At 39.6% G+C, this 24,029-nt stretch carries 20 protein-coding genes, 1 tRNA gene and 4 pseudogenes; 19 read left to right on the top strand and 6 right to left on the bottom strand.

The features are described from left to right. Positions 1 to 22: 22 nt before the first annotated feature. The gene (locus WDV75_RS02760; protein WP_273557903.1) at positions 23 to 1,090 is read right to left on the bottom strand and encodes a phage tail sheath family protein; all 1,068 of its coding nucleotides are present in this window, start codon (positions 1,088 to 1,090) and stop codon (positions 23 to 25) included. Between the two features lie 39 nt (positions 1,091 to 1,129). Then, complete coding sequence (locus WDV75_RS02755) at positions 1,130 to 1,579, bottom strand: phage tail protein (protein WP_273557902.1); 450 nt, start codon at positions 1,577 to 1,579, stop codon at positions 1,130 to 1,132. Positions 1,580 to 2,175: 596 nt separating this feature from the next. Between WDV75_RS02755 and WDV75_RS02750 the strand changes: the two genes are divergently transcribed. Next, positions 2,176 to 3,420, top strand: coding sequence for a tail fiber protein (locus WDV75_RS02750; RefSeq protein ID WP_273557901.1), 1,245 nt, complete (start codon positions 2,176 to 2,178; stop codon positions 3,418 to 3,420). 99 nt (positions 3,421 to 3,519) lie between these two features. On the opposite strand, the pseudogene WDV75_RS02745 reads toward WDV75_RS02750, so the two are convergent. Beyond that, positions 3,520 to 3,717, bottom strand: a pseudogene (locus WDV75_RS02745) (IS982 family transposase); the annotation flags it as partial. Between the two features lie 40 nt (positions 3,718 to 3,757). Between WDV75_RS02745 and WDV75_RS02740 the strand changes: the two are divergent. Beyond that, positions 3,758 to 3,997 (top strand): annotated as a pseudogene (locus tag WDV75_RS02740) (site-specific integrase); the annotation flags it as partial. Between the two features lie 637 nt (positions 3,998 to 4,634). Here WDV75_RS02740 and WDV75_RS02735 read toward each other — a convergent pair. After that, positions 4,635 to 4,901 (bottom strand): helix-turn-helix domain-containing protein, encoded by a 267-nt coding sequence (locus WDV75_RS02735; protein WP_273557900.1) that lies wholly within the window; start codon positions 4,899 to 4,901, stop codon positions 4,635 to 4,637. 1,945 nt (positions 4,902 to 6,846) lie between these two features. Between WDV75_RS02735 and aepX the strand changes: the two genes are divergently transcribed. The 13 genes and pseudogenes from aepX to WDV75_RS02670 form a co-directional block, all read left to right on the top strand. Beyond that, positions 6,847 to 7,782: a phosphoenolpyruvate mutase gene (gene aepX, locus WDV75_RS02730; protein ID WP_273557899.1), complete on the top strand. Its 936-nt coding sequence runs from the start codon at positions 6,847 to 6,849 to the stop codon at positions 7,780 to 7,782. Then, on the top strand, positions 7,772 to 9,103 hold the full coding sequence (locus WDV75_RS02725) for an LLM class flavin-dependent oxidoreductase (protein ID WP_273557898.1): 1,332 nt from the start codon (positions 7,772 to 7,774) through the stop codon (positions 9,101 to 9,103). Before aepX ends, WDV75_RS02725 begins: the two co-directional genes overlap by 11 nt. A 35-nt stretch (positions 9,104 to 9,138) precedes the next feature. Next, positions 9,139 to 10,275 (top strand): homocitrate synthase/isopropylmalate synthase family protein, encoded by a 1,137-nt coding sequence (locus tag WDV75_RS02720; protein WP_273557897.1) that lies wholly within the window; start codon positions 9,139 to 9,141, stop codon positions 10,273 to 10,275. Beyond that, positions 10,272 to 11,120 (top strand): aconitase family protein, encoded by an 849-nt coding sequence (locus WDV75_RS02715; RefSeq protein WP_273557896.1) that lies wholly within the window; start codon positions 10,272 to 10,274, stop codon positions 11,118 to 11,120. Before WDV75_RS02720 ends, WDV75_RS02715 begins: the two co-directional genes overlap by 4 nt. After that, positions 11,093 to 11,515 carry an aconitase family protein gene (locus WDV75_RS02710; RefSeq protein ID WP_273557895.1) on the top strand — a complete coding sequence of 141 codons (423 nt, stop codon included), beginning with the start codon at positions 11,093 to 11,095 and terminating at the stop codon, positions 11,513 to 11,515. The genes WDV75_RS02715 and WDV75_RS02710 overlap by 28 nt, the downstream gene beginning before the upstream one ends. Then, on the top strand, positions 11,508 to 12,080 hold the full coding sequence (locus WDV75_RS02705) for a hypothetical protein (protein ID WP_273557894.1): 573 nt from the start codon (positions 11,508 to 11,510) through the stop codon (positions 12,078 to 12,080). Before WDV75_RS02710 ends, WDV75_RS02705 begins: the two co-directional genes overlap by 8 nt. Then, positions 12,077 to 12,862 (top strand): class I SAM-dependent methyltransferase, encoded by a 786-nt coding sequence (locus WDV75_RS02700; protein ID WP_273557893.1) that lies wholly within the window; start codon positions 12,077 to 12,079, stop codon positions 12,860 to 12,862. The genes WDV75_RS02705 and WDV75_RS02700 overlap by 4 nt, the downstream gene beginning before the upstream one ends. Then, positions 12,862 to 13,323, top strand: a complete 462-nt coding sequence (locus tag WDV75_RS02695) for a GNAT family N-acetyltransferase (protein ID WP_273557892.1) — start codon at positions 12,862 to 12,864, stop codon at positions 13,321 to 13,323. The genes WDV75_RS02700 and WDV75_RS02695 overlap by 1 nt, the downstream gene beginning before the upstream one ends. After that, positions 13,320 to 14,486: an ATP-grasp domain-containing protein gene (locus WDV75_RS02690; RefSeq protein WP_273557891.1), complete on the top strand. Its 1,167-nt coding sequence runs from the start codon at positions 13,320 to 13,322 to the stop codon at positions 14,484 to 14,486. The genes WDV75_RS02695 and WDV75_RS02690 overlap by 4 nt, the downstream gene beginning before the upstream one ends. Then, positions 14,486 to 15,619 carry a hypothetical protein gene (locus tag WDV75_RS02685; RefSeq protein WP_273557890.1) on the top strand — a complete coding sequence of 378 codons (1,134 nt, stop codon included), beginning with the start codon at positions 14,486 to 14,488 and terminating at the stop codon, positions 15,617 to 15,619. Before WDV75_RS02690 ends, WDV75_RS02685 begins: the two co-directional genes overlap by 1 nt. Next, the gene (locus tag WDV75_RS02680; RefSeq protein ID WP_273557889.1) at positions 15,616 to 16,851 is read left to right on the top strand and encodes an MFS transporter; all 1,236 of its coding nucleotides are present in this window, start codon (positions 15,616 to 15,618) and stop codon (positions 16,849 to 16,851) included. Before WDV75_RS02685 ends, WDV75_RS02680 begins: the two co-directional genes overlap by 4 nt. Continuing rightward, a complete protein-coding gene (locus WDV75_RS02675) occupies positions 16,844 to 17,854 on the top strand; it encodes a hypothetical protein (RefSeq protein WP_273557888.1) in 1,011 nt (336 codons plus the stop codon). The genes WDV75_RS02680 and WDV75_RS02675 overlap by 8 nt, the downstream gene beginning before the upstream one ends. Positions 17,855 to 18,350: 496 nt before the next feature. Next, positions 18,351 to 18,524, top strand: a pseudogene (locus tag WDV75_RS02670) (site-specific integrase); the annotation flags it as partial. A gap of 348 nt (positions 18,525 to 18,872) precedes the next feature. Here the strand turns inward: WDV75_RS02670 and WDV75_RS02665 are convergent. Continuing rightward, positions 18,873 to 18,984: transfer RNA gene (locus WDV75_RS02665), tRNA-Pro, on the bottom strand. A 309-nt stretch (positions 18,985 to 19,293) separates the two neighbouring features. Between WDV75_RS02665 and WDV75_RS02660 the strand changes: the two are divergent. Beyond that, positions 19,294 to 19,794: pseudogene (locus WDV75_RS02660) on the top strand (transposase). On the opposite strand, the gene WDV75_RS02655 reads toward WDV75_RS02660, so the two are convergent. Then, the gene (locus WDV75_RS02655; protein ID WP_273557887.1) at positions 19,781 to 20,068 is read right to left on the bottom strand and encodes a hypothetical protein; all 288 of its coding nucleotides are present in this window, start codon (positions 20,066 to 20,068) and stop codon (positions 19,781 to 19,783) included. The pseudogene WDV75_RS02660 and the gene WDV75_RS02655 overlap by 14 nt on opposite strands. A 561-nt stretch (positions 20,069 to 20,629) precedes the next feature. On the opposite strand from WDV75_RS02655, the gene WDV75_RS02650 reads away from it, so the two are divergent. Genes WDV75_RS02650 through WDV75_RS02640 form a run of 3 tightly spaced genes read left to right on the top strand, consistent with a single transcriptional unit; the run spans position 20,630 to position 23,767 of the window. Next, positions 20,630 to 21,337 carry a hypothetical protein gene (locus WDV75_RS02650; protein WP_273557886.1) on the top strand — a complete coding sequence of 236 codons (708 nt, stop codon included), beginning with the start codon at positions 20,630 to 20,632 and terminating at the stop codon, positions 21,335 to 21,337. Positions 21,338 to 21,393: 56 nt separating this feature from the next. Next, complete coding sequence (locus tag WDV75_RS02645) at positions 21,394 to 22,572, top strand: cysteine desulfurase family protein (protein WP_273557885.1); 1,179 nt, start codon at positions 21,394 to 21,396, stop codon at positions 22,570 to 22,572. 25 nt (positions 22,573 to 22,597) lie between these two features. Further along, positions 22,598 to 23,767, top strand: coding sequence for an MFS transporter (locus tag WDV75_RS02640; protein ID WP_273557884.1), 1,170 nt, complete (start codon positions 22,598 to 22,600; stop codon positions 23,765 to 23,767). Positions 23,768 to 24,029: the final 262 nt, after the last annotated feature.

Genomic DNA, 24,029 nt, shown 5'->3' with positions numbered 1-24,029 from the left:
AATTCCTCATCAATCAATGTGATTAACGCTGTTCTACATCTTGCGTAAACTGGAGAATGATAAACTCCGCAGGTCGAACAGCAGCCAAGCCGACTTTTACAATCATCTGCCCTTGATTAATTTGTTCTGGCGTCATCGTAATGCCCTTGCCAATTTGTACGAAATAAGCTTCTTCTTCTTTGCTGCCCGCCAGTCCCCCTTGTTGCCACAGGCTATGAAGATAATTGCTGATTGCCGCTCTGACACGTTCCCAGGTCGGCTGGCTGTTAGGTTCAAACATGGCAAAACTCATGGCGCGCTTAACATCCCGCTCGACGGTATTAAACAGTCGGCGCACAGGGACATAACGCCAGTTGTCTGAGTCCTCCAGCGTTCTTGCCCCCCAAACGGTGGCACCGGTATTGCTGAAATTTCGGATCATATTAATGGCACGACCGAAGTTGTATTCTCCCTGCAATTCATCCGTGACCAAAAATTCAGGCTCCAGACCGCCTTTCAGGGCGATATTGGCAGGGGCCTTCCACACTCCGCGGGATAAATCGACGGAGGAATAAACCCCTGCCATAACAGCGCTTGGTGGAATGGCAATATTTGCCCAATCTGCTTTCAACCACGGGTAGTAAACTGCGGCGAACGCTGTGGCGTCATATTTGTTCTTGACTGTTTCTGCATTCGCGATGGTCAACGCTTCTTCAGGGCCATCAAAAATGGCAAATAATCCTTTTCCCGGCTGACATAAAGTTGCCGCTGCTGTTTTAATATCTTCACCCGCAGCAACCAGTAAAGTGACATCATCTAAGGTTGGAATGAGTTTTTCTAAATTCTGAGTTTGGATGAGATAGCAGTAGCTTCCGCCATTGGTAAAATAAGCCCGCAGAGAAACTGACAATTTATCCTCATTGTCAAAGTCACCCACCAGATTAAGATAATCCATCCAGGAATTAATTCGGAGTGCAGTATCTCCATTAAAATTTTTGTTTTCTTTATTCACGGCGAAAACAGGAATGGCTGTGGCACTATTTGATACAGATAAAGCCAGGCTATTTAATTCTTCAATATAAACGCCGGGATAACTGGTAACGGTTGTCATAAAAATTCCTTTATACAAAATGATTAACTATGTAATGCCTTAAACAGCCTGCATGGTGACGCGATCAGCTATCAGACTAATTTCCTGAACGGCGATATCATTGCTGGTGGCATCAAAGGAAGGCGACGTTAATGAAGTAGGGAAAGCATTGGCGACATTCCAGGTCATCAATAATTCAGTGCCTGCGTCATTGGTTAAGCTAATGGTAATATCTTTTTTCTCGACTTGATTAAGTTGGATAGAATTAATCCAATCAAACAGTTCAGTTTTGCCAGGGAAAACACCTTTACGCAGGGTAATATTGATTGATTGACGTTGGCCGGGCATTTTGAACCAATTACCCACACCATCGCGGTACTCAATGGTTTCATAGCCAATATCCAATCCTGAGACACTGTTGAATGGAATTTGTTCATCCCCAACAGAAACAATGAAACGATAAGAGGGAATAGGATACTCAACCGCAATTTGAGATGTACTTGTAGACATAATAGCCTCTTTAAAAATAAAAATGATTATGATTAATATCAATTAAAATAAGGTGTAAAAATATATTTAGATAAAGCTACCGCCACAAAATGACAGGTATATCATTCTGAAAATATTTTTGTGTGGCTATATCATGCTTATATCGATAGTCATCGTGCCGAAAAAGTGATAATGAGTACATTGCCAATAATGCAATTTGCTTTTTATGCAACTTTGTTTACATGTAGACAAAGACAAAGATATTATGTCTTGCCTGTTAAATATTATTTTTTTAAACATGATGTGGTGAATTAAATATGAATTAATAGATCATGCTCATTAAATCCCTGAATGATGAAGATATGATCATTCAGGACTAACGCACCAAAGATTACTTTATAAAAACGCCAAAATACTCAATGAGGTTTCCATTTTGTTATGACCGGGAATATCGAAACTTTGCGTGGTTGTTATGTGATGATTCTGCTCTTGGAAAATAGTAACAAAAACATTCATATAAAAAATATGATAAATATATTTATATACAAGAAGAGTCCTTCTATGCCCTGAAAAATATTTCGTCAACGTTATAAATGTTCATCGATTTGGAGAAGAAAATGACTGATAACAATCGTAATTCGGAAAGTTTGATTCCAGCTAAAACAAACGAAATACCGCTAGCAGATGCACTAAAAGAACGTTTTAAATCGGGCAGTATTCCATTGCAAAATGATTTTGCTGATTTAATTGATATGGCAAATGTCGGGCTACGTGCCACAGGACAAGCCTCAGATCAAAAAGGTTCTGGTGATGGATTCAAACTGGATGATAGTGGGACGCTGCAACTTAAATTAAATCCAGGCAGTACCGACACTGACTATGCACCGTTAATTAGCGTGAAGAATATGTTAGCAACCGACCTTGGTTCCGGGTTGGTGTATAAAACAAACGGTATCTGTGTTGGTGAGGGGAATGGTCTTGCTGTCGCCGCCAATAGTGTGTCGTTAAAACTGGCGAAAGGCTCACAATCCAATGGCGGCGGTGGTCAAGGTACTGATGGGCAAACTTCCGGCAGTGCCGGGGGCTTGGCGTTAAGCAGCAGCGGGTTATCTGTTGATGCCGGGGAAGGCATTCAAATTAATGGCAAAGGGGTGAGCGTTAAACTCGCGACCAACAGTGGATTAAGTGCGGATGAGAGTAATGGTTTAAAAGCCGTTGTCAGCAATGGTATTCAAATTAATGCCAAAGGGATGAGCGTTAAACTTGCGACCAACAGTGGATTAAGTGCGGATGAGAATAATGGTTTAAAAGTTGTTGTCAGCAATGGTATTCAAGTAAGTGGAAATGGTATTGGTCTCACTCCTGAGCAAACCTTCCAGAAAGGAATGGTGATGATGTTTGCTGGCACTGAGTCTGAAATGCCGAAGGGGTGGGCATTATGCGATGGACAAAATGGAAGGCCGGATTTACGGGATAGATTTGTACTTGGCTCTACCGGATTTACCAATGTTAAACAAACCAATAATAAAAAGGTGCAGGGGAATAATAATGCCAAGTATTTTGATGTAATTTCAGATGCGAAAACCCCCAGCATTAGAGTTAATGTTCAGGGACATACCCTAAAACTTTCTGAGATCCCATCGCACAGTCACTCTATTTACACTGCGGGAAAGGAAGGGAGTGGCGGGCAATGTCTATTCGAGAGGAATGGGCAGACGCCTAGTTATAAAAAGTCGTTTTCAGGGTCAGAAGGAGGGGGAGGATCGCATAGCCATGGAGCCTCTGCAACTCAAGACAGTCATTCTCATAGTGTTAATGTGGTACCCCCATATTATATTCTTGCTTTTATCATTAAGCTGTAGTTCATTTTTCTTTTTTTAGTCGTGATCGGGGGTAGGTTTTACCTGCCTCCTGAGTTGACATTGTAAAGCCTAAATAATTATTTAACGCGATGCTCAACTTTAGCCCCCTATGACGTTGGCTTGTTGAAGCCAGTCGCGTTGACTTTTACCTTGTTTAACATTGGCAACAATACCCAACGTGTGAAAAAGCAGTTTTCTGGCAATTCGATTACTCAAATGCCACACATCCCGTGCCCCGCACTTCTCGATAGCAAATTGTCCGGCGAGTTGACCAATCACGGTTTCAATTAAGCGCCGTTTGGCATTAATGCGCTCTTAAAGTTATAAAGGAGCGGCTATCCGTTCTTTCTTCAATCGCTTGTCGAAAGAGTGTGGTTTTGCCGTCTCCCCCCACCGTTTTCGTCATACTCTGGCAACGGAGCTGATGAAAGCTCCAGACCGTAACCTGCAACTGGTCAGAAGCCTGTTGGGGCACCGCAGTCTGGCGACCACGATGGAATACATTGACATTGATATGGAAATCGCGGGTAAAACGCTGGAAAGCGAGCTGGCGATATATCTGGATCTGTCGGTGTAAAGCAGGGGGCTCAGAAAAAAAACAGGGCGCGTTTCAATCAGGGTTTAGGAGGATGGAATGAATTGAACTGCCCTGCATCAACATTGATGGTAATAAAAAGATAATTGATACCGGACTGGTATCCCGCGAAGTTTACACCACACTTGACATCAGAATCAATTACTGAAATCATTACCTCGAACGAAAAAAGAGTGCTTGCAAATGCAGGCACCCTGTATTTTTTATTTGGCTTTTTAAACATTGGGTATGCAAATCAGGATACCAATTGTTTAACATTTTCTTAATAGCCATAAATTTTAACTTATTTGTTAATTATCTGATAATATTCAACAAATTAGCTTTAAAATCTTGGTGCTGGAGGCGGAATCGAAAAAAATTATAACTTGTTGAATTTATAAAATCTATTACCTTTCATTCTGTTTATGCCCCTTTTAATGCCCCTAAGTTTTTTTGCTTGCTTTTTCTTTACTATCTGACTGATTTTTATTATTTATATCACTAATTGTGCGCTTTTTAATCATATTAAAGTAAAAAAGCCGTGAGGGTGAAAAATGGTCAAATTTGACTGCCATTTCACGCTCAGGGCTTAAGATAAAAAATATTCATTTTTACAACATCGATCACAAATTATAGCGGGTTATTCCTGTGGTTTATTGCGAACTTTACGCTCAATCAGTTGACCACGTTTATCAAAATAGCGGCTGGGCCAGATCTCTGAGGGATGGATGCCGAGATAATTCGCGATAATCCACTCGCCTTTAGGCCACTGCCTGCTGAGTGCGTTTGCCAATGTTGATGAACTGAGTCCCGTCTCACGGGAGAGCGCCGCTAAGGTTGTACCCCGTTTACGTAATGCTGCGATGATATCGGCCTGATGCCAGTCATTTCTAACGTTGTTATTCATTCCTGCTACCCCTTCCATTAATTAAAATTGATGGTGGTGATTCAAGGCAGGGTTCGCGGACTGGAATCAAGAAACCAGCAAGGCCGAAGCCTTCCCCACCTGAACCACCATTGAAAGGGTGATAACAGGCGCACTGGTAGAAACATCCTACCAGTGTTCTTGATTTCAAGGCCGCGACGCCTCGACCATTAGATTTTGCTAATGGCGGGAATACTTTAACTGATTGTTTTAGCTTACTCAATAACTGAACGGCTAAGTTTAACGGTTATAACTCCTCTCAAGAGCACACAAACTCAGGGAAGAATACGGACGGCTAAATCAATCTTTGTTGTTTGTTCTCGTTCGTGATCGCTTCGCTATCCGTATTTTCCCTGTGATTTTCAGACTAATTTTACTCATTTTGAAACATTTCCCCTGCGTGTCGGTTAGGTTCACCGTTCCGTGGTACGTCAGATAATGTGTATACAGGGCGAGGGTTTCGGTAAGTTTTTGCAGGAGTTCGCTACGTGCTCAGCACGGCGGTGGTGTACTCCCCGTTCAGCGCCTGATCTCAGTCAGGATGAACGCCTCATTATTCGTGACGTGGTGTGATTTCTCCTTTTTTACAGCATCAGCCTGTTGTCAGGCGTGGGGTTAAAAACAAACGAATAAAGTGAATGAGAAGCAGAAAAATGCCCGTAATAACGGGTGACTTTGAGTAATGCGGGGTTCAAACCCGTCGTAAAGCCAGCCCGGACGTGCTCTGGACGTTGACGCTTGGCAGCGTCACTTGGTAATCGCTTCGCTTAAACGCAAGTGACGCCGCGAAGTTTTCGGGACGTCTATCGTGCGTGAATCAAAGCATGGGTAAAAATCGTGCAAGGTAAAATGATGATGGTGAACGTGGTAAGAATGTTGTTCAACGTGTGTAATAAGCCGGTGTAGAAAAAGACCGGGAAACTTTCATCGCCAGACAGTAGGTTAGGTGTCCGGCGATATCTGCTTCCAAAAGTGTGCAGATGTACCGCAAATCTTGCTATCCCTTTCAGGCTACGGGATTTTTCATTAGCCGTTCAATGCTGATCCTTGCAGGCTATGGATCATGGACAATAAAATTGTATCGATTAGTTTGAGCGGGGTCAAACTTTTGATTCTGCAATTTTCAATGAGAATAAGAAAATTAAATTTATAACATTATGAAATAAAAATTCACCCAGTTTGTAGTGATGCACAAATAGCACGAAAATTTTTTATTTTGTATTTATAAGGATAATTCAACTCTGAATCTATTATCTTGATTATCAAATTTTGATAGTATTGTTTTCATTATATTGATAGATAAGAATATTTCTTAATCCATATAGTGGACGATACTGATTATGCAAGTATTGAACAAACATACTATAGCTATATCTGTAATTGGTCACATAAATTTTATTAAATTATAAATGAATTGAGGAATATCAGATTGAAATAACCTCTAATATTTTTCTCACAAACTGTACAGTTATTATTTGAACCTACGTTTTATTTTGTGATGATTGTCACGGATAAATAAAGCTTTATATTAATTTAGAATTAACTTTAGGTTTATTAGTTTTTTGAATTTAACGATTCCGTTCATCATATAAGTTTTCGGGACACATGCGGCATTTATTGTGCAAGTCTAGATTTATTCTGGCGAAAAATGTGTAGTGGCTTACTTAACATGGGAGTTTTGTGTTTTTAAATCTAATTCGCAAAATAAATATTATTGTTTGTATTTGGTTTACGTATTGTTTATTTTTTTTGTTGTATTATCTGATGATATAAAATGTTTGTTCATTCATTATTCAGGAGATGTCTAAGTTGGCATGTCTTTAATATAAATGTTAGTTCATTATAAATTAATAATTTTTATTTTCTTCATTCAATGAGTTCTCATGTGTTGGTCTTGACTCATTTAATTCAAAAAGGAGATTGTTTTATGTTGAAGAAGTTACTAAAAGAAAAGAAATCGCTTACTTTTATTGAAGCACATAATCCGCTTTCAGCACTCATTATCAAAAATACAAATTATACAGATGATAATGGTTATACCCATAAATTTGATGGTATCTGGTCAAGTTCTTTAACTGACTCAGCTGTTAAAGGTATTCCTGACAATGAAACATTGGATATTAATAGTCGCTTGCAAAACATTAATGAAATAAAATTACTTACTAAAATGCCAGTTATTATGGATGCTGATACAGGAGGACGAATTGAGCATTTTGTTCATTATATCAGAAAAATGGAGCAGGTAGGAATTGATGCAGTAATTATTGAAGATAAGACGGGAAATAAAAGAAACTCTCTGTTTGGTACCAGTGTTAAACAAGAGCTGGCTGATATTAATGAATTTAGTAACAAAATAGCTAAAGGTAAAGCCGCACAACAAAATAGTCGATTGATGATCTTTGCACGACTAGAAAGTTTAATTGCGGGTTATGGGATGGAAGATGCGTTAGAGAGAGCAAATGCCTATGTTAGAGCAGGTGCTAATGGCATTATGATTCATAGTTGTCAGAATACATCGGATGAAGTTATTGATTTTAGTCATTCATTTAGAAGAAAATATCCCAAATTACCACTGATATGTGTGCCAACGACTTATTCAGAAACTTATCATAATGATCTGAGTGAAGCAGGTTTTAACATTATTATTTATGCCAATCATATGCTCAGAGCGGCTTATAAAGCAATGGAATATGTATCTCACGAAATATTAAAATATGGACGATCCGCAGAAGTAGAGAAAGATTGCATCAGTATAAAAAAAGTCATAAATCTTATTCCTCATATATCTTTATGTTTGATTTTTCATATTTTTCTATCAAGAGAATATATTGTTACATATAAAGGGAAATATAATGGAAAATAATCAGCAACAACTGGTGCTTGGTGCTTATCTTGCTTATGGTACTGGACATCATCCAGCTGCATGGCGCCATCCTGATGTTAATTCACAGGCTGCACAAGATATCGGGCATTATCTGAATATGGCTTGTATAGCGGAAAAAGGCTTATTCGATTTAATTTTTCTTTCTGATACTCCTTCGGTTTTTCAGGATGACCAGAATGGTTATGGCAGCCGGATTGTAGTGTTTGAACCCATGACATTATTGTCAGCATTAGCTATGGTGACACAGCACATCGGCCTGGTTGCTACCGCCTCTACCACCTACAAGCATCCGTTTAATATTGCCCGTGAATTTGCTTCGTTGGATCATATTAGCCGTGGGCGTGCTGGCTGGAATCTAGTGACATCTTCTAAATCCCATGCGGCCAAAAATTTCGGTCTCGCCCGACATCCTGAACATGATGAACGTTATCGTCAGGCAGCTGAATCTTGGGAAGTTGTTACTGGATTGTGGGATAGCTGGGATGATGATGCCCTGCCACGTGACAAACAAAGTGGTGTTTTTTATGACCCTTCAAAATGCCATGAGTTAAATTTCCAGGGACAATATTTTTCCGTAAAAGGGCCATTAAATATTTCTCGTCCTCCTCAGGGGCATCCCATTATTGTGCAGGCTGGTTCTTCAGAACCGGGAAAAGAATTGGCAGCCAGAACGGCTGAATTAGTTTTCACTGCACAGCCTGATATGAATTTAGCAAAAGCATTTTATAGCGATTTAAAATCCCGGCTCAGTCAATATGAAAGGCACTATAACAATATTTTAATTATGCCAGGGCTATGCTTTTTTATTGGCGCTGATGAAGATAGTGCCAAAAAGAAATTTAATGATTTGCAGGCGCTTATTCACCCTGAATTCGGTCTCAGCATGTTATCTGATTTGCTAGGTGGTATTAATTTATCAGGCTACGATATTAATCAGCCTCTTCCAGATCTTCCTGTTTCTAATGGAAATCAAAGTCGTCGAGCGATTATTGAAAAGATGGCAAGTTCGGAGTCTTTAACGATTAAACAGTTATATGAAAAAATCATTATTGCCAGAGGTCACTTAGTTCTTATTGGCTCTTATCAACAAGTTGCTGCTCAAATGGCACAGTGGTTACAGGAAAAAGCCTGTGACGGTTTTAATCTTATGCCTCCTTATATGCCCGGATGCTTAGAGGAATTTGTGACTCATGTTATACCTGAATTACAAAAACTGGGTGTGTTCAAGACGGATTATAAGGTAGGAACATTAAGAGAAAAGCTAAATATTCCTAAACCTCCCAGCAAATTTCATGTTTAGCTAAACTCATTAATAAAAAATAAGGTTATGACACTATGACTATTCAAAAAAATATTATTCTGGAAGACACAACGTTACGCGATGGTGAGCAAGCTCCAGGTGTTGCATTTTCAAAAGAAATAAAAGTGAGTATTTTTAATTCATTGGTAGATGCTGGTGTTCAATGGATAGAAGCCGGGATTCCAGCCATGAAAGGGGATGAAGTTCTGGCATTAAAAGAGATACTAGAACGCAAGAATGAAGTGAATATTATCGGCTGGAATCGGGGGGTACTGGAAGATATTAAATATACTCTCTCTCTGGGATTTAAGGCTATACATATCGGCCTTCCGACTTCCAATATTCATCTTAAACATAGTGTGAGCAAAGACAGAAATTGGTTGTTAACTACTGCTGGCGATATGATTAAATTCGCTAAAGATAAAGGCGCTTTTGTCTCAATCAGTGCAGAAGATGTCGGTCGGACGGAAATCAGTTTTTTGCAAGAATATGCGACCACCGTCGAGCATGCTGGTGCCGACCGGCTACGTCTTTCAGACACAATAGGTATTCTGAATAGCCAGCAATATGCACAGAGAGTTTCTGCCGTTCGTCAGGCATCAGCCATTGATTTGCAGTGTCACTGCCATAATGATTTCGGGCTAGCTGTAGCCAATACACTGGCGGGTCTTGAAGCGGGAGCACGTTATTTCCATGTCTGCGTTAATGCGATGGGGGAACGAGCAGGGATGCCGGATTTAGCCCAGATGGTAATGGCTCTGCAACATTTCCATCAGATAGATACTGGTGTTGATACCCGACAACTTACCCTCCTATCTCAGAAAGTTGCTCAGGCGAGTAAACATACCATTTCTCCCTGGCAGCCTATTGTTGGTGACAATGTTTTTGCCCATGAATCTGGCATTCATGTCAATGGAATGCTGAAAGACAACAAAACATTTGAACCTTTTGAGCCTGAGATAGTAGGCGGTCAGCGTCGTTTGGTTGTCGGCAAACATTCCGGTCGAGCTATCTTACAAAATATTTTAGAAGAAGATGGCATAAATACAGCTCCACAGGCACTGGAATACTGTCTGGCGTTGGTACGAAAAGCTGCCGGAAGTTATCCAGGCGGACTCCCAACACATGTACTGCATGAACTCTATCAGCAGGCAGAAGGAACATCAGCATGATGGCTCATGAACAGCCTATCGTTAATCAGATTATTGCTAAACACAGCCAGAAACCTCAGGTTATGGCTAAAGAGCTGATCACTGTTGATGTCGATAAAATTTATGTTCAGGATGGCAATTCACCGACTATCGCTAAACTCTTTCGTCAGCATAACCTGAAACGGGTTCTGCACCCTGAAAAAATTGGTTTTTTCTTCGACCATTCAGTGATTGTGCCAGATAAGTTAATGGCAGAACGTGTTAATGAAGCAATGGAATTTGCCAAATCGATTGGTGTCAATATCTTCACCAGAGGTGAAGGTATCAGCCATTTAATTGCATTGGAGGAACAGTGGTTTCAACCCGGTAACATTGTAATTGGGGCTGATTCTCATACTTGTACGGGTGGCGCCGTACAGTCACTGGCCTTAGGAATGGGAGCTTCTGATGTGTTGGCCGCAATGCTGACCGGGCAGACCTGGCTGAAAGTACCAGAAACAGTCAGTTTGAGTATTTCCGGTCAGCCTCATCCGGCTACACGAGCTAAAGATGTGATGCTTGCCTTGCTGCGTCATTTCGGACAATCTCCTTTTTTATACCGTTCAGTGGAGCTATGTGGAGAATGGAGCCAGACACTTTCCTTCGATTCTGCTGCTAGTTTCGCCAGTATGGCAGTTGAACTTGGTGCCAAATGTGTCTTTATGCCGGATGGGCCAGGTAGGCCAACCAATATGCAGTTTATCAATCCAGAGGTCGCTGATCATCATCTGACATTTTCGCTGTCAGAACTGACGCCGCATATATCCCTGCCACATTCTCCCCGGCTCAAGCGGTGCCGTTGGAAACGCTGTCAGGGCAGAAGATAGATTATGTCTTTATCGGCAGTTGTACCAATAGCCGATTAGAGGATATTGCGGAAGTGGCGGCAATCCTTGATAAGCGCAGCGTACATCAGGATGTTCATTGTATCGTTACGCCTGGTTCAAAACGTGTATATCTGGAGGCTATGCGACGTGGCTATATTGAAAAAATTGTTTCTGCGGGCGCTCTGGTGACTCCTCCTGGGTGTGGAGCTTGTGTCGGCACACAAGGTACTATTCCCGCCAAAGGGGAACGGGTTCTTTCAACTATGAACCGGAATTTTCAAGGGCGTATGGGCAATGCTGAAGCGGATATTTACCTCTCATCGCCTTTAGTTGCAGCCAATGTGGCATTACACGGTAGGATACCACTGATTACGGAGCTTGAATGGCATGATTGATCAAAAAAACGATTTTGCAAAAAGCAATCATACCAAAAAGCAACGCGTCAGGATAATTACGGGGGATATTTCTACCGACGATATTATTCCTGCACGCTATAAACACATGTACACTGAATCGGCTCAACTGGCTCCTCATCTATTTGAAAATCGGTTTCCTAAGTTTGTCTCCACACTTCAACCCGGAGATATCATTGTCTGTAATGGTATTTTTGGCATTGGCAGCTCAAGAGAACAGGCGGTAAGTACTTTATTAGCAGCAGGTATACCTATGGTTGTTGCTCCTGCTTTCGGTCGGATTTTTTTCCGCAACGCATGGAATCTTGGCCTGTTAGCGATTGAGGCCGATATTGAAGGTTTTCGTGAAGGGCTAATGGTTGAATGCTTAATTAACAAAGGCCGTTTTATCGCTGAAACGCCATTAGCGGATTTTTATCCACCATCCGAACAAATGTTAGCTGTTGTCCGAGCAGGTGGGCGACTCAATTACATCCTTAATCAGTTGTCCGAAAAACAATCGTCCGAAAACCCGTCATCAAAAGAGAAAGAGCAGAGGATAATATGAAACAGTATAAAGAAAAATTTGATGGTTTGGCTAAGAGTTATGATCTCTATCGCCCACGTTATCCCCAGTCACTTTTCCGTGAAATTTGTCACTGGTTGCCTAAAGATAGAGCTCTGTCTATTGTTGATATTGGTGCTGGAACTGGCATTGCCCTCGAAGGGCTGGCAAATTTGCTTGGCCAGCACCACCACTACACTGCCATTGATATTTCGCAGGATATGATCGACACGGGTAAACAAAAACTACCATGGGTTAGTTGGTTACATGGCAGTGCTGAACAACATCTTGCCAATGTGTGTAACCCTGATCTGATCATGGCGGCACAATCTTTTCAATGGATGGATCGGGCAACAGTATTAAATTTGGTCAGAAGCAGCCTGGCAGATAATGGTATCATGGCTATCCTGCAAAATAACCGAGATTACCAACATAGTGAATTTCTAAATGAATATGAAAATCTACTGGAAGAATTAAGTCCTAACTATAGCCGTCACTATCGGGATTTTGATTATGTACAGGAATTAAATACCGCATTCCTGCATGAAAATTCTCTCCATATTACACTTAATACCCGCTGGAATATGCTTATTCCCAGCGAAGAATTTATCGAAATGAGTCGTTCATCGACTCAAGTACAGCGTGCTTTAGCTGCTCATGGTGAGTTATTTGTTGAAAGATTAAAAATGCTGGTGGATAAATATCAATCCGAAGGGAAATTGGTGATCTTATATGAAAGCCAACTTTTTATGGTTGTTAAAAAGATTAATTTCGGAAATGAGTAATGTCAGAAATAGCGATCAACTTCTCTATACCAACTGAGGAAGATATCAAGGGAATATTGTCACTTTTGCAAGAAGTCTATTTACCATTTGTGGCTGATTTTATGCCAACAGCACTGAATGAAACGCCTGCCAGTATTATGGAGAAGTTAACTAATTGGAGAGTTGCTAAATATGATAATCAGGTGATTGCGGCTGTATTAGTTGAGCAAGAATATGATAATTTAACATTCAGTTATTTATCTGTATTATCGGAATTCCGGTGCAGGGGGATTGCCAGCAAATTACTCAATATCATTTGCCAAGAAGCAGGTCAGCAGACGCAATTACCTATTATTATTGCATTACGTCGTTCACTGACGATGAATATTCATTTCTTTACCCAACGGGGATTTGAGTATTTAGGCCATTTTAATACCAATGAACACGATCTCTATATCTGGCGAGTAGGGGAAAATGAATGAACAATACGGTTATTGTATTAGGATATCGTGAAGGCATAGCGACAGCTTTAGCTCATCAGGGATATCAAATTATTCATGTAGTTGAAAGATTTAAACCTGCCCTTAATGGTACGGAGTATTATATGGTTAAAAATCTGGAAGATGCGCAGGAAGTTCTACGGTGCGTATTAAACTTTCCCTTACATACAATTATAGGCATTGTTACAGGCAACGAAGACGGTGTATTTACGGCAGCGGTATTACGCGATATGTTGCAATTACCTGGCCTTAAAGATTATCGTAATACTTTATATTTTCGGGATAAATGTTTACAAAAAAAGAGACTGGCACACCTTGTCCCTCATGCTTATTGCCGATATGTAACCTGTGATGATGATTATTCACAATTGGTTGCTGAGTTGGGTACTCCTTTTATTATAAAACCGGCTAATGGTATGGGTTCTTTCGCCACTACTGCCATCAGTTCAAAATCAGAGTATGAAACTTATTTCCAACAGTATGAAAAAAATCTGAGTAATGTGGCCTACGTTGCAGAAAATAAGATCACTGCCGCTGAATTTTGTGTTGATGGAATTTGGTCTGACGGTAAATTACATTGGTTTTCTATCAGCCAATATACAACCCCTGTGATGCAATGTAATGAAGGAAAAACACTGGCTTTACAAATATTATCACGCCAAGATTTTCCTGATATTTACCAACAAATTGATCAGTTTTGTCCACGTATTTTGGAACGTTTAAACGCCTCTAACGGGGTATTCCATCTTGAATTTTTTAAAAATGAGGAAGAGGTATTTTTTAGTGAATGTGCTTTAAGGCCTGCTGGTGCATGGGTACCTGAAATGATAAAACTGGGCTATGGTGTCGATCTATATAGTGCTCATGCCACACTTTCTTTAGGTCTACCTTATGAACACCACCTGCCTGAGTATCCTTTTCAACTTTTTGCTGTTGTTCTATTACGTGCTTTTGAAGGTGTTTCACTGACAAAACAGTCCTTTTACCAGAATTTTGATTTGGTTGAACTAAATTGGGCAGAGGATACACAGACGCAATCTCAAGGCATTTATGGTCGTGCTGGCTACGCGATTATCACGCATATGGATCACCACACACTAGCAGAAAATGTCAACAAACTTATTGCATTTACAGGAGCACGATAATGTCTGAACGAGCCCTTATTCTGGATACTCAAAAAATAATGCTAGAACAGTCGATTAATCAACATCATGATATTGATTATATTCGTATTTTTGAACCACAGGTGTGTTTTTCTCCACAAGAGGAAACACTAGTAAAAATAGATAACATAATGAATCAGACACCCTTTCATTATGTGGTTGCAAGCTCAGAAAGTAACATGGCATTTGCTGGATTTCTCCGTAGTCGCTATGGATTGCCAGGCTTAAATTATGAACAAGCGTTATGTGTAACCAATAAATGGCGTATGCGTAAATATTTTGAAGATGAATTACCTGCTCCAAGGTGTTGGCTTTCAGGCCATTTCTACAACAATTTTGCACAATACACCCAAGGGACAGCCACCCATTTTATTATTAAACCGCTATCTAGCTCTTCATGCCAGAATGTTGAACGCTTAGCCATTGATCAGCTATATCAAAAACTTACTCATCTGGATACATTGATGTTGGTTGAAGAAGAGATAGATATAGAAGAAGAATTCCATCTTGACGGTATCGTCAATTTGTCTGAGATCGCTGTAGCTTGCCTTTCTTGTTACAGCCTTCCTATCCTCAATGCCAAAGGCCAAACTAGGGCAAGTATTCATCTACCTTCATCCCATCCAATGTTTTCAATAGCCTATTCTATGGCTCAAAGAGCCATTGCCAAATTAGAGCTAAAACAAGGCGTTTTTCATATGGAAGTTTACAGACGGGGTGATCAATTAATTTTTGGTGAAATTGGCCTACGGCCACCGGGAGTTGGTGTTGCTGAGTCACTATTGCGTTTTACTGGAATAAATTTATGGCAGGCTTTTGTCAACAGCCAGTTACTGCGCTCGATTGATAGTACACCATCACAGAATTATCACGGTTATTCTGGGGTTATTGGTGTTTATCCAGAGGAGTACAGTGCATCAGATTTATTACATTTACAAAATATTGTTGCTGTATCTGAATCAGAAAAAACACGCCATAAAATGACACGTATTGGTGCTCACGATTTTCGCTATTTAGCATTCGCCTCATGTCAAAGTCTGGTTGAATTTCATAATTTGATTAATCAATTGTCAGAATCTTTCCCGTCAACGAATGTTAAGAGAGAAGCACAATGAAGAATCAACAGTTATTGTGGAAAAAATTTATAGGGTTCCAAACCTATATAACTTTTTCTGCCTTAGCTGAGGGGATGCAAAGTGTGATTATTCTCTGGTTGGTTTTCCAAATCACACACAGTCCGTTAGCTGTCAGTCTCACAATAGTAGCGGGGTATTTTCCCTCCGCAATTATGGGTTTTTTTCTTCTTTCATTTGCTGATTCTAAAAAACCTGCCGGGCAACTCACTGTCAGTAATGGCATCCTCACTCTGTCAGCACTCTGCCTGCCACTGTTTTTTTTATTTTCAGCAACACAACCAACATTACTCATGCTGGCAATAATGACCATACAAAGTATCTTATCTCTGGTGAAGATGTTCAATAAAACATCGGTTAATCGTATTGTTCGGGATAATTTCACGCCAGAGGATGGTAGTAAAATGTTGCAAATTTCGGCATCCAATATTCAGATTTCTCAAACATCAGGTGCAGCACTGGGGGGATTATTTCTCACATTGGATGCCGGTAATTCAGGCTTATTTATTTCTGGTTTTTTTTATGCCGCGAGTACAATGGCGACCGTGTTTTTTACCTCTTTTACTTTATCAATGATACCAACAACAGTTCATACCGATAAAAAGCAGAAACAGTTGCTGGATAAATCCTATCTCGCCCATGTATTTAACCGACAGGAATTAAGAACAATACTATTATTTTCCATTCCTTCCAGTGGTGCATTTCAATTTATTAATACCTCTTTGCCGTCACTGGCTAATACTCTTACTGAATTAGAGGGAAGCTTTTATGCGTCACTCAATATTAGCTGTATGATAGCGGGATTTATCTCTGGTTTACTTTTGTCGCGAAAAATAGTCGGAGAAAAATTAATTCTTAATAATGCACTGTTAGTTAGTGCAATCATCATTATATTTATGGTTGAGACAGAGAATAAGTATTTGGTGACTGCATTGTTATTTTTGGCAACACTATTTATAACCTTCCACATTATATGTATTCAGGTGAAATGTAATCAAATGCCTGAAAAACAGGATGTTGGAAAATTTATTATGCTAAGAACATCTATTGCTTCATTGTCTAAAATAACATTTTCATTAGGTGCTGGAGCATTATTATCACTCTTTTCTCTGAAAACAACTTATTACTTAATGGCGAGTGTCTTATTGTTATTTTCTTTGCAATGGTATTTATTTCAGAGAAATTTGCTTGGTAAAGGAACAAAAAATGAATAATATAGTTTATCGTTGGTTGGTTATTTCACGGATAAATGATCAAAAAACTCTACTTTTTCCAACCCTACCAAATACATTATCACACTATGTATGGTCTTTATTAGGTTGGAATAAAATAACATTGAGACGTTTTCTCTGCGCAAAAAAAATATTTGTTACTTTACCTCATGCTAGCCCTAACATATTTTTCCCACGTGCTGGTGTCAGCAAATTTGTTACTGACAAACAAAAGGAAGACTATGAAATTTTTCATCTCCGAGTGGTTCTGACCCATACAAATTTTAGTGATCTGGGCTGGCGTCCTTATGCTTGGTGGTATCTCAATGAGGAAGGTATATTAATAAAAAAATCCATATTCAGTCGTAATAAAAAGAAAAAACATTATATTATTGCCAGCCAATCTCCTTTATTACTAGATAAGCAATGTTATCCTCATTTTTTGGAGCAGGGAGCACAATTAGCGCAATGCGCCGATAATCTGGCTCTCTCATATCTTATTTTGCAGGCCTTTCAGGAACAGTTATCGGGTTTTACTCTTGCCGACAGAACTCTTTATCTTCCGCTGGATATATTAATTTTATTGATGCAGACACTCGCCAGGCAGCAACCTGACGTACACCCTTGGTTATTGAATTTATTAACCCATGCCCAAAGCCGCAAACTTAATGAATATCAACTTGAAAATACACATCGGTGGGAAAATGCATATATTTATGATAATTATACCAATATATCTCTGTTATTTCCGTTGGCACCGACCGCAATTGTTGGGGGAATAAAGATGCAACGGTATTGGTCGGATATTATTGATAATGCCATCAGAATGAATGAAAAAAGCACAATTTCTTGCCCTATACCGCAGTGCCTTACTTTCCCTCAGCGTCAGGAATATCTGTTACCTTATCTTCCTAAACAGGAAACATTGCGTCAAATTCAGGCTTCAGATGTTGAATATAGTCTTGCAATGGCAATAACAGAACATCAGCTTTATGTAACTCCATAAATTTGTTATTACACCCTTAGAATTGTTGTAGTAAGCACGGAAAATTGCTCTACCACTGTCATTCCGCAGCCATATCCGTAATGCGCTGATTATCAAAAGGTTGCGTAAATTTTATGCAATTTAATTATCAATTAAAAAAATGACTTATGAATAAGGTGCGGAATGTCGGTTACCACATTGCATTAGGGGAATGCACGCGAATGTGATGCCAAATTGATTGTCAGCCAAAAAAGTTCCTCGCTTAATATTGGTCTATTAGTATAGAACCACTGACGCGCTACGCTTGTCTTCTCCGGGTTACCGCAGGGCGAGAGCATACTTTGATTAATATTTGCACTTAAAATGTCAGCATTGTTCTTTAACTCTTTTGTTAACTATAAATGTCTAAAGAACTGTAATTTAGTTTAATTATTATCCGATATAAAACTGTGATAATCAAATATTGAAAATTATTAATCTTTAAAAAGCAGTAAAAATAGTGTGCTCGCGCCCTGGTCATACCCTGGCAACGGAGCTGATGAAAGCCCCCGACCGTAACCTGCAACTGGTCAGAAGCCTGTTGGGGCACCGCAGTCTGGCGACCACGATGGAATACATTGACATTGATATGGAAATCGCGGGTAAAACGCTGGAAAGCGAGCTGGCGATATATCTGGATCTGTCGGTGTAAAGCAGGGGGCTCAGAAAAAAAACAGGGCGCGTTTCAATCAGGGTTTAGGAGGATGGAATGGATTGAACTGCCCTGCATCAACATAGATGGTATAAAAAGATAATTGATACCGGACTGGTATCCCGCGAAGTTTACACCTCACTTGACATCAGAATCAATTACTGAACTCTTTACCTCGAACGAAAAAAGAGTGCTTGCAAACGCAGGCACCCTGTATTCTTTATTTGGCTTTTTAAACATTGAGTATGCAAATCAGGATACCAATTGTTTAACATTTTCTTAACAGCCATAAATTTTAACTTATTTGTTAATTATCTGATAATATTCAACAAATTAGCTTTAAAATCTTGGTGCCGGAGGCGGAATCGAACCACCGACACGGGGATTGAAAATCCCCGTGTCGGTGGTTCGATTCCGAGTCCGGGCACCACTTCAACTTCCAGTGAAGTCCAACCCAGTCAAACAATTTCTTTCAAACCCAACAAAATCAACACCCTTTCTTATTATTACGTCTAGTTTCGTCTGTTGCAATCAAGATGCAGCGAAGGGCATAATTCGGGGCACTTACCATTCGATTGAAAGAATGCCCTTAATAATGAAACTAAACGCACGACAAATCGAAACTGCAAAACCCAAAGAAAAAACCTACAAACTTGCCGATGGCGGAGGCCTTTATTTAACCTGAGCTCCGCTTAAGAAGGGAACTAAAGTGTCTGAGGCACGATCAAAGTTTTTGCTAAAGAAAACAAAATCGTGGAGCTCCTCAGGCATGTATAATTTAGAAGAACTTTACTGCGACGTCGATGACTTTTGCCCAAAATTTATCCCTCTCTGGCATCAGCAGCTCATGAAAAATGGATTACGTAAACGGTACCGAAACGCTTCCCTTTCTCTCAGTGAAGTCATGATGATCCTCATTTTATTCCCTATGAGCCATTATCGTGATTTTAAAACGTTTTATATTGAACATGTAAAACAATATGTTATGAATAATTTCCCCAGATTAGTCAGCTATAGTCACCCATGTCCGGAGTAACATGAAGGCCAAAGCGTTATCTCTCTGGGATAGGCTGATGTTAAGACGGCGATTTTTGATAAAAACGGTCGTCGACCAGCTCAAAAATATTTCCCAGATAGAGCATTCAAGGCATCGCAGTCAGCTCGGTTTTCTGCTGGAAATCGCCGCTGGTCTTATTCTTACACATTCCAGCCTAAAAAACCGAGCTTGAATTTACGAGATACTGAGGTCGCTATTCTTAAACGAAGCTGAGGTTGATTAAGTATTCGTAGATAAAACCAAGCACATCATAAGCATGCTTGCCTTTCATCGGAATATCATCAATCAGGTGAATGAGATCCATCGCTACCTGGGTTTGTGCAGCAGCACTTTCTCCCAATTTGCTTAGACCTGTCTCTAGGGTAGTGAAAATTCCGTCGAACAAGTCTTTGTGCGCTGGGTTAATTAAGCGGCTAAAGGCTGATATCGGCGCACGCAATATTATCACATTACGCATCAGCCAGCTTTTAGCCCCAATCAAAGCCATTGATGAACAGAGCAAACACGATAATGCTGAGAAGACAAACGCAGCGTGTCAGTGTTGTTTGAATCGTTATTCAACACTAATTTTAAGAATTATTTTGGTTAGATCTCGATATGAGCGCATCAGTTGGTACCATTTTCGTGAGTTTGTATTTTTTAGGATACTTTATGATAATCCTAGAAAAGAATGCTTCTTTACACTAAAACAACAGTTTTTATTTTTTAGTATATACAAGTTCACTCACTGATGAACCCAAGATTGCTAAATTATAAGCAATGAAATTATTTATTAAAATAACAATTAATAAATAGATTTGAGGTTATATTATTTCACATGAAAATATATCCTCTGAAGCAAAGATTCACCAGAGTGGTGAATATCAAAAGCATGATTATTATTACTATTTAAAAAACAAAAAAATGGATTTTGACATATACTCTAATTCTAACTTAAAATATTTTGATCTAGCTTATACTTTTTTAGTTAATAAATTGCTTGATGAATTTTTCATATGCTATCTTCACCTGCGTGGATTAATAATTACATATGATGGACGAATAGTTAATGAATACAAATATACAAGAAACTAATATCAGTATACTCGCTGGTAATTCACGTGTTTATCTTGATCAAAAGGATAAAATAGTTGTCGAAGCACAACTGAAAGCCTTTGAAGCAGCTCTTCTATTAGCTAAAAAAATCCAAGATAAATGTGGCCAATTACCAAGAATATCTATAGCCTTCGATCACCGTGGAATATTTCGTCTACAATTCTTGACGGATAATCTCTCCAATTCTCAAAAAAGAAATCCTCGTTTGAGCCAACTCCACGCCTCGATTGTAAATGTTTTTTTACCTGTAGCTGAAAAATATCAAATACCACTGAGTGAAATACGAGTTATTCACGAAGATTCAGCGAGACAGCACTTAGTTCACATTCTTGCCTCCGAGGAAATACCCGAAAAACTCAAGCAACGAATGGTTTCCAAAAGTACCTCAGATTCCAAACCATCAATGTCTGATGTTTCTTATGAAGAGCCAACTGAAAAACTCACTTGTGCAGCTATTACAAAAGAATATTTTGAGAAAGCAGCAGGTGGTAATACAGATACACTCCTGGAAGTGTTTTTTGAAGATTGTGTGTGGTCTAGAGCACTAGCATATGTTCGCGGGCTTCAACTTAGCCATATGTTAGGTGTTTCCAGTGCTATTCGTCTTAATCTCGTTAGCGAAACTGGTGATGTAAGCCAAGGTGATATAACAATTGCCTAATTATTTTAAAAATATAAGAAGATAATTCCATTTTTACATTACAAATGTAAGACATCATGAAAACATTAAAAAAATTAATATATTTAGATAATAATGCTACAACCGCATTAGATCCTGAGGTGCTTCAATCTATGATGCCTTATCTTACCCATGAGTATGGCAATGCATCTAGTATCAGCCACACTTTTGGCTGGAAAGCTAGAGAGGCTGTTGATCATGCAAGGAAATTAATTTCCTCATCAATCAATGCGGTAAGACCATCGGATATTATATTTACATCTGGCTCAACCGAGTCGATTAATCTTGCCATCACAACTCTTCAGCACAAAAATAAAAAAGGGCATATCATCACATCCATGATTGAGCACAAGGCCGTTCTTGACTGTTGCGCCAAACTTGAATCAATGGGAATAGACGTAACCTATGTACAACCACAAAGTGACGGTGTTGTCTCCCCTGCTTCAATATATAACGCATTGAGAGATGATACTTATCTTGTTTCTATTATGTCGGCAAATAATGAAATTGGTTCATTACAAAAAATTGAGGAAATAGGTGCCATCTGTAAAGAGCACGATATATTTTTTCATACCGATGCTACACAAGCGCTTGGAAAAATAGAGTTTGATGTACAACGTATGAATATTAGCCTGGCCTCATTTTCTGCACATAAAATATATGGTCCCAAAGGTATTGGTGCACTTTATATCAACTCACACGATAAGAATATTGCTTTATCTCCCCTCATAGTTGGTGGTGGACATGAACGGGGTCTGCGCTCTGGTACTCTAAATGTGCCAGGAATAGTGGGATTTGGCCGCGCAGTTGAGCTTTCTGTTCAAAGCTTACCTGATGAGTCACAAAGATTACGTCATTTAAGGAATTTACTGCGACAATATATTATCGAAAATATGGATGGTATTCGGATAAACAGTCATCTAACCGAATGTCTTCCGGGGTTACTGAATGTATCATTTGAGGGAATAGATGCAGACTCACTTTTGCTTGAGCTTTCTAATATTGCATTGTCTTCCGGATCTGCATGTACATCTGCTAATAGGGCTCCATCGCATGTTCTAAAAGCAATAGGCCTCAGTAATGAGCAAGCTCAATCCAGTGTCCGTTTCGGTTTGGGTAGATTTAACAATGAAGACGAAATACGCTATGTTTGCCTCCATTTGAAAGAAGCGATAAGTAAACTGAGATCTATGGTTCCAAAGGCATTCAATACTTAATGATATTGGTGATAGGATTTGATTCATGCGAACAACGTCAGCACTTTTTCTCCTCTTCGGCACCACATTTACTGCAGGTGGGTATGGAGCTACTTTCTTAATTTCTGAATATTTCCGGTCACAAGGAGGGAGTGATATTGACACAGGAATAACATTGAGTGTGGCTTTAATCGGCACGTTGATTGGTGTTCCTTTGGTTGGATGGTTTGCTGGGAGGCTGGAAGCATCGCGTTTCGCAGCCTTAGCGGCTTTATCAGTGTCGTGTGGTTATTTTCTTCTCAGTAGTTCCGGTAGTGATCTGAGTTACATGCCACGTATAGGAGCTTTTTTGATTGGTCTTGGTTGGGGTATATTCTATATTAGTGGACCAATGGCGTTGTCTGAACGTATTTCTGATGCAGATAGAGGATACTGGTTTACGCGTTTTAGTGCTTTCCAGATGGCAGGAATTTGTGGTAGCCCAATTGTACTCTCCATCATTGTTGAACAAGTAAAAATACCTATCCTAACAGCATTTCTTCTTGTTGGTATTGTAGCTATTGTTGCATCGCTATTTTTAATGACATTTGGGTTTAGAGAGCCGCAGAATCAACGGGAATTATCATTAAGACCTTGGATAAAGAATATATCGAAGATTGCGGTTACGAGTGCAATCCGTCCGATTATTATGGTAGGGTTAGGAGGCTGCGTGTTCTCTGGTATAATGTCATTTCAGAGTTCAATAGTGGAAGGAACAAACTCAAGTGCCAGTACATTTTTTGCTGTTCATGTGATAACTGTGGTTATATCACGGCTTCTGTTGGCCCACTATTTATCAACTGTGCCTCGTATTCCACTTGTCATCACACTTATGTCATTTTTAATTCTGGGCATTTTATCTTTGTTAGGTATACCTATTCATTCAACCTTTCAGATTGCAGCAGCTATTTTAACAGGTTTGGGGTATGGATTGGTATATCCTGTTATCCAAACTTGGGCTATAAACGAATCTTCCCTTGAGAATCGCCATGCAGCTCTTACTTGGTTCGTTGTTTCCTACTTTATAGGGATATTTGGATTTCCAATGATAGGCGGTTGGATATTAGTTGAAGCAGGGAAATCCCTATTTATCACTACGCTCGCCGCGATAGCCATTCTTGAGCTCGTCATGGCGTTACCAAGGCGACAAGCAGGTGATGTTTTCCTAGAGAAATAAAAAAGTTCTGTCGCATTAAGGAAGTGAGTAAAAACGGAAAGGCGCTGATTGTTTTTTGCGCAAAAAGTTAACAGTGAATAGAAAAAAAGAGACAGAACTCTTTAGATATTATCGTCATGAGATTTTCAGCCAAAGAACAAGGCAACAAATTTGTACTGCAGCAATCATAACCACCCGCATAGCGGGTGGTTTGCTCTAGCCCTATAAGGGCATGTTACCGACTGCGCCTAAATGACGCGGCTTTCTCTTCGTTCAAGCTAAG

The sequence above is a fragment of the Xenorhabdus griffiniae genome (assembly GCF_037265215.1).
Lineage (GTDB): Bacteria > Pseudomonadota > Gammaproteobacteria > Enterobacterales > Enterobacteriaceae > Xenorhabdus > Xenorhabdus griffiniae.
This window is presented reverse-complemented; position numbering and strand designations above follow the sequence as displayed.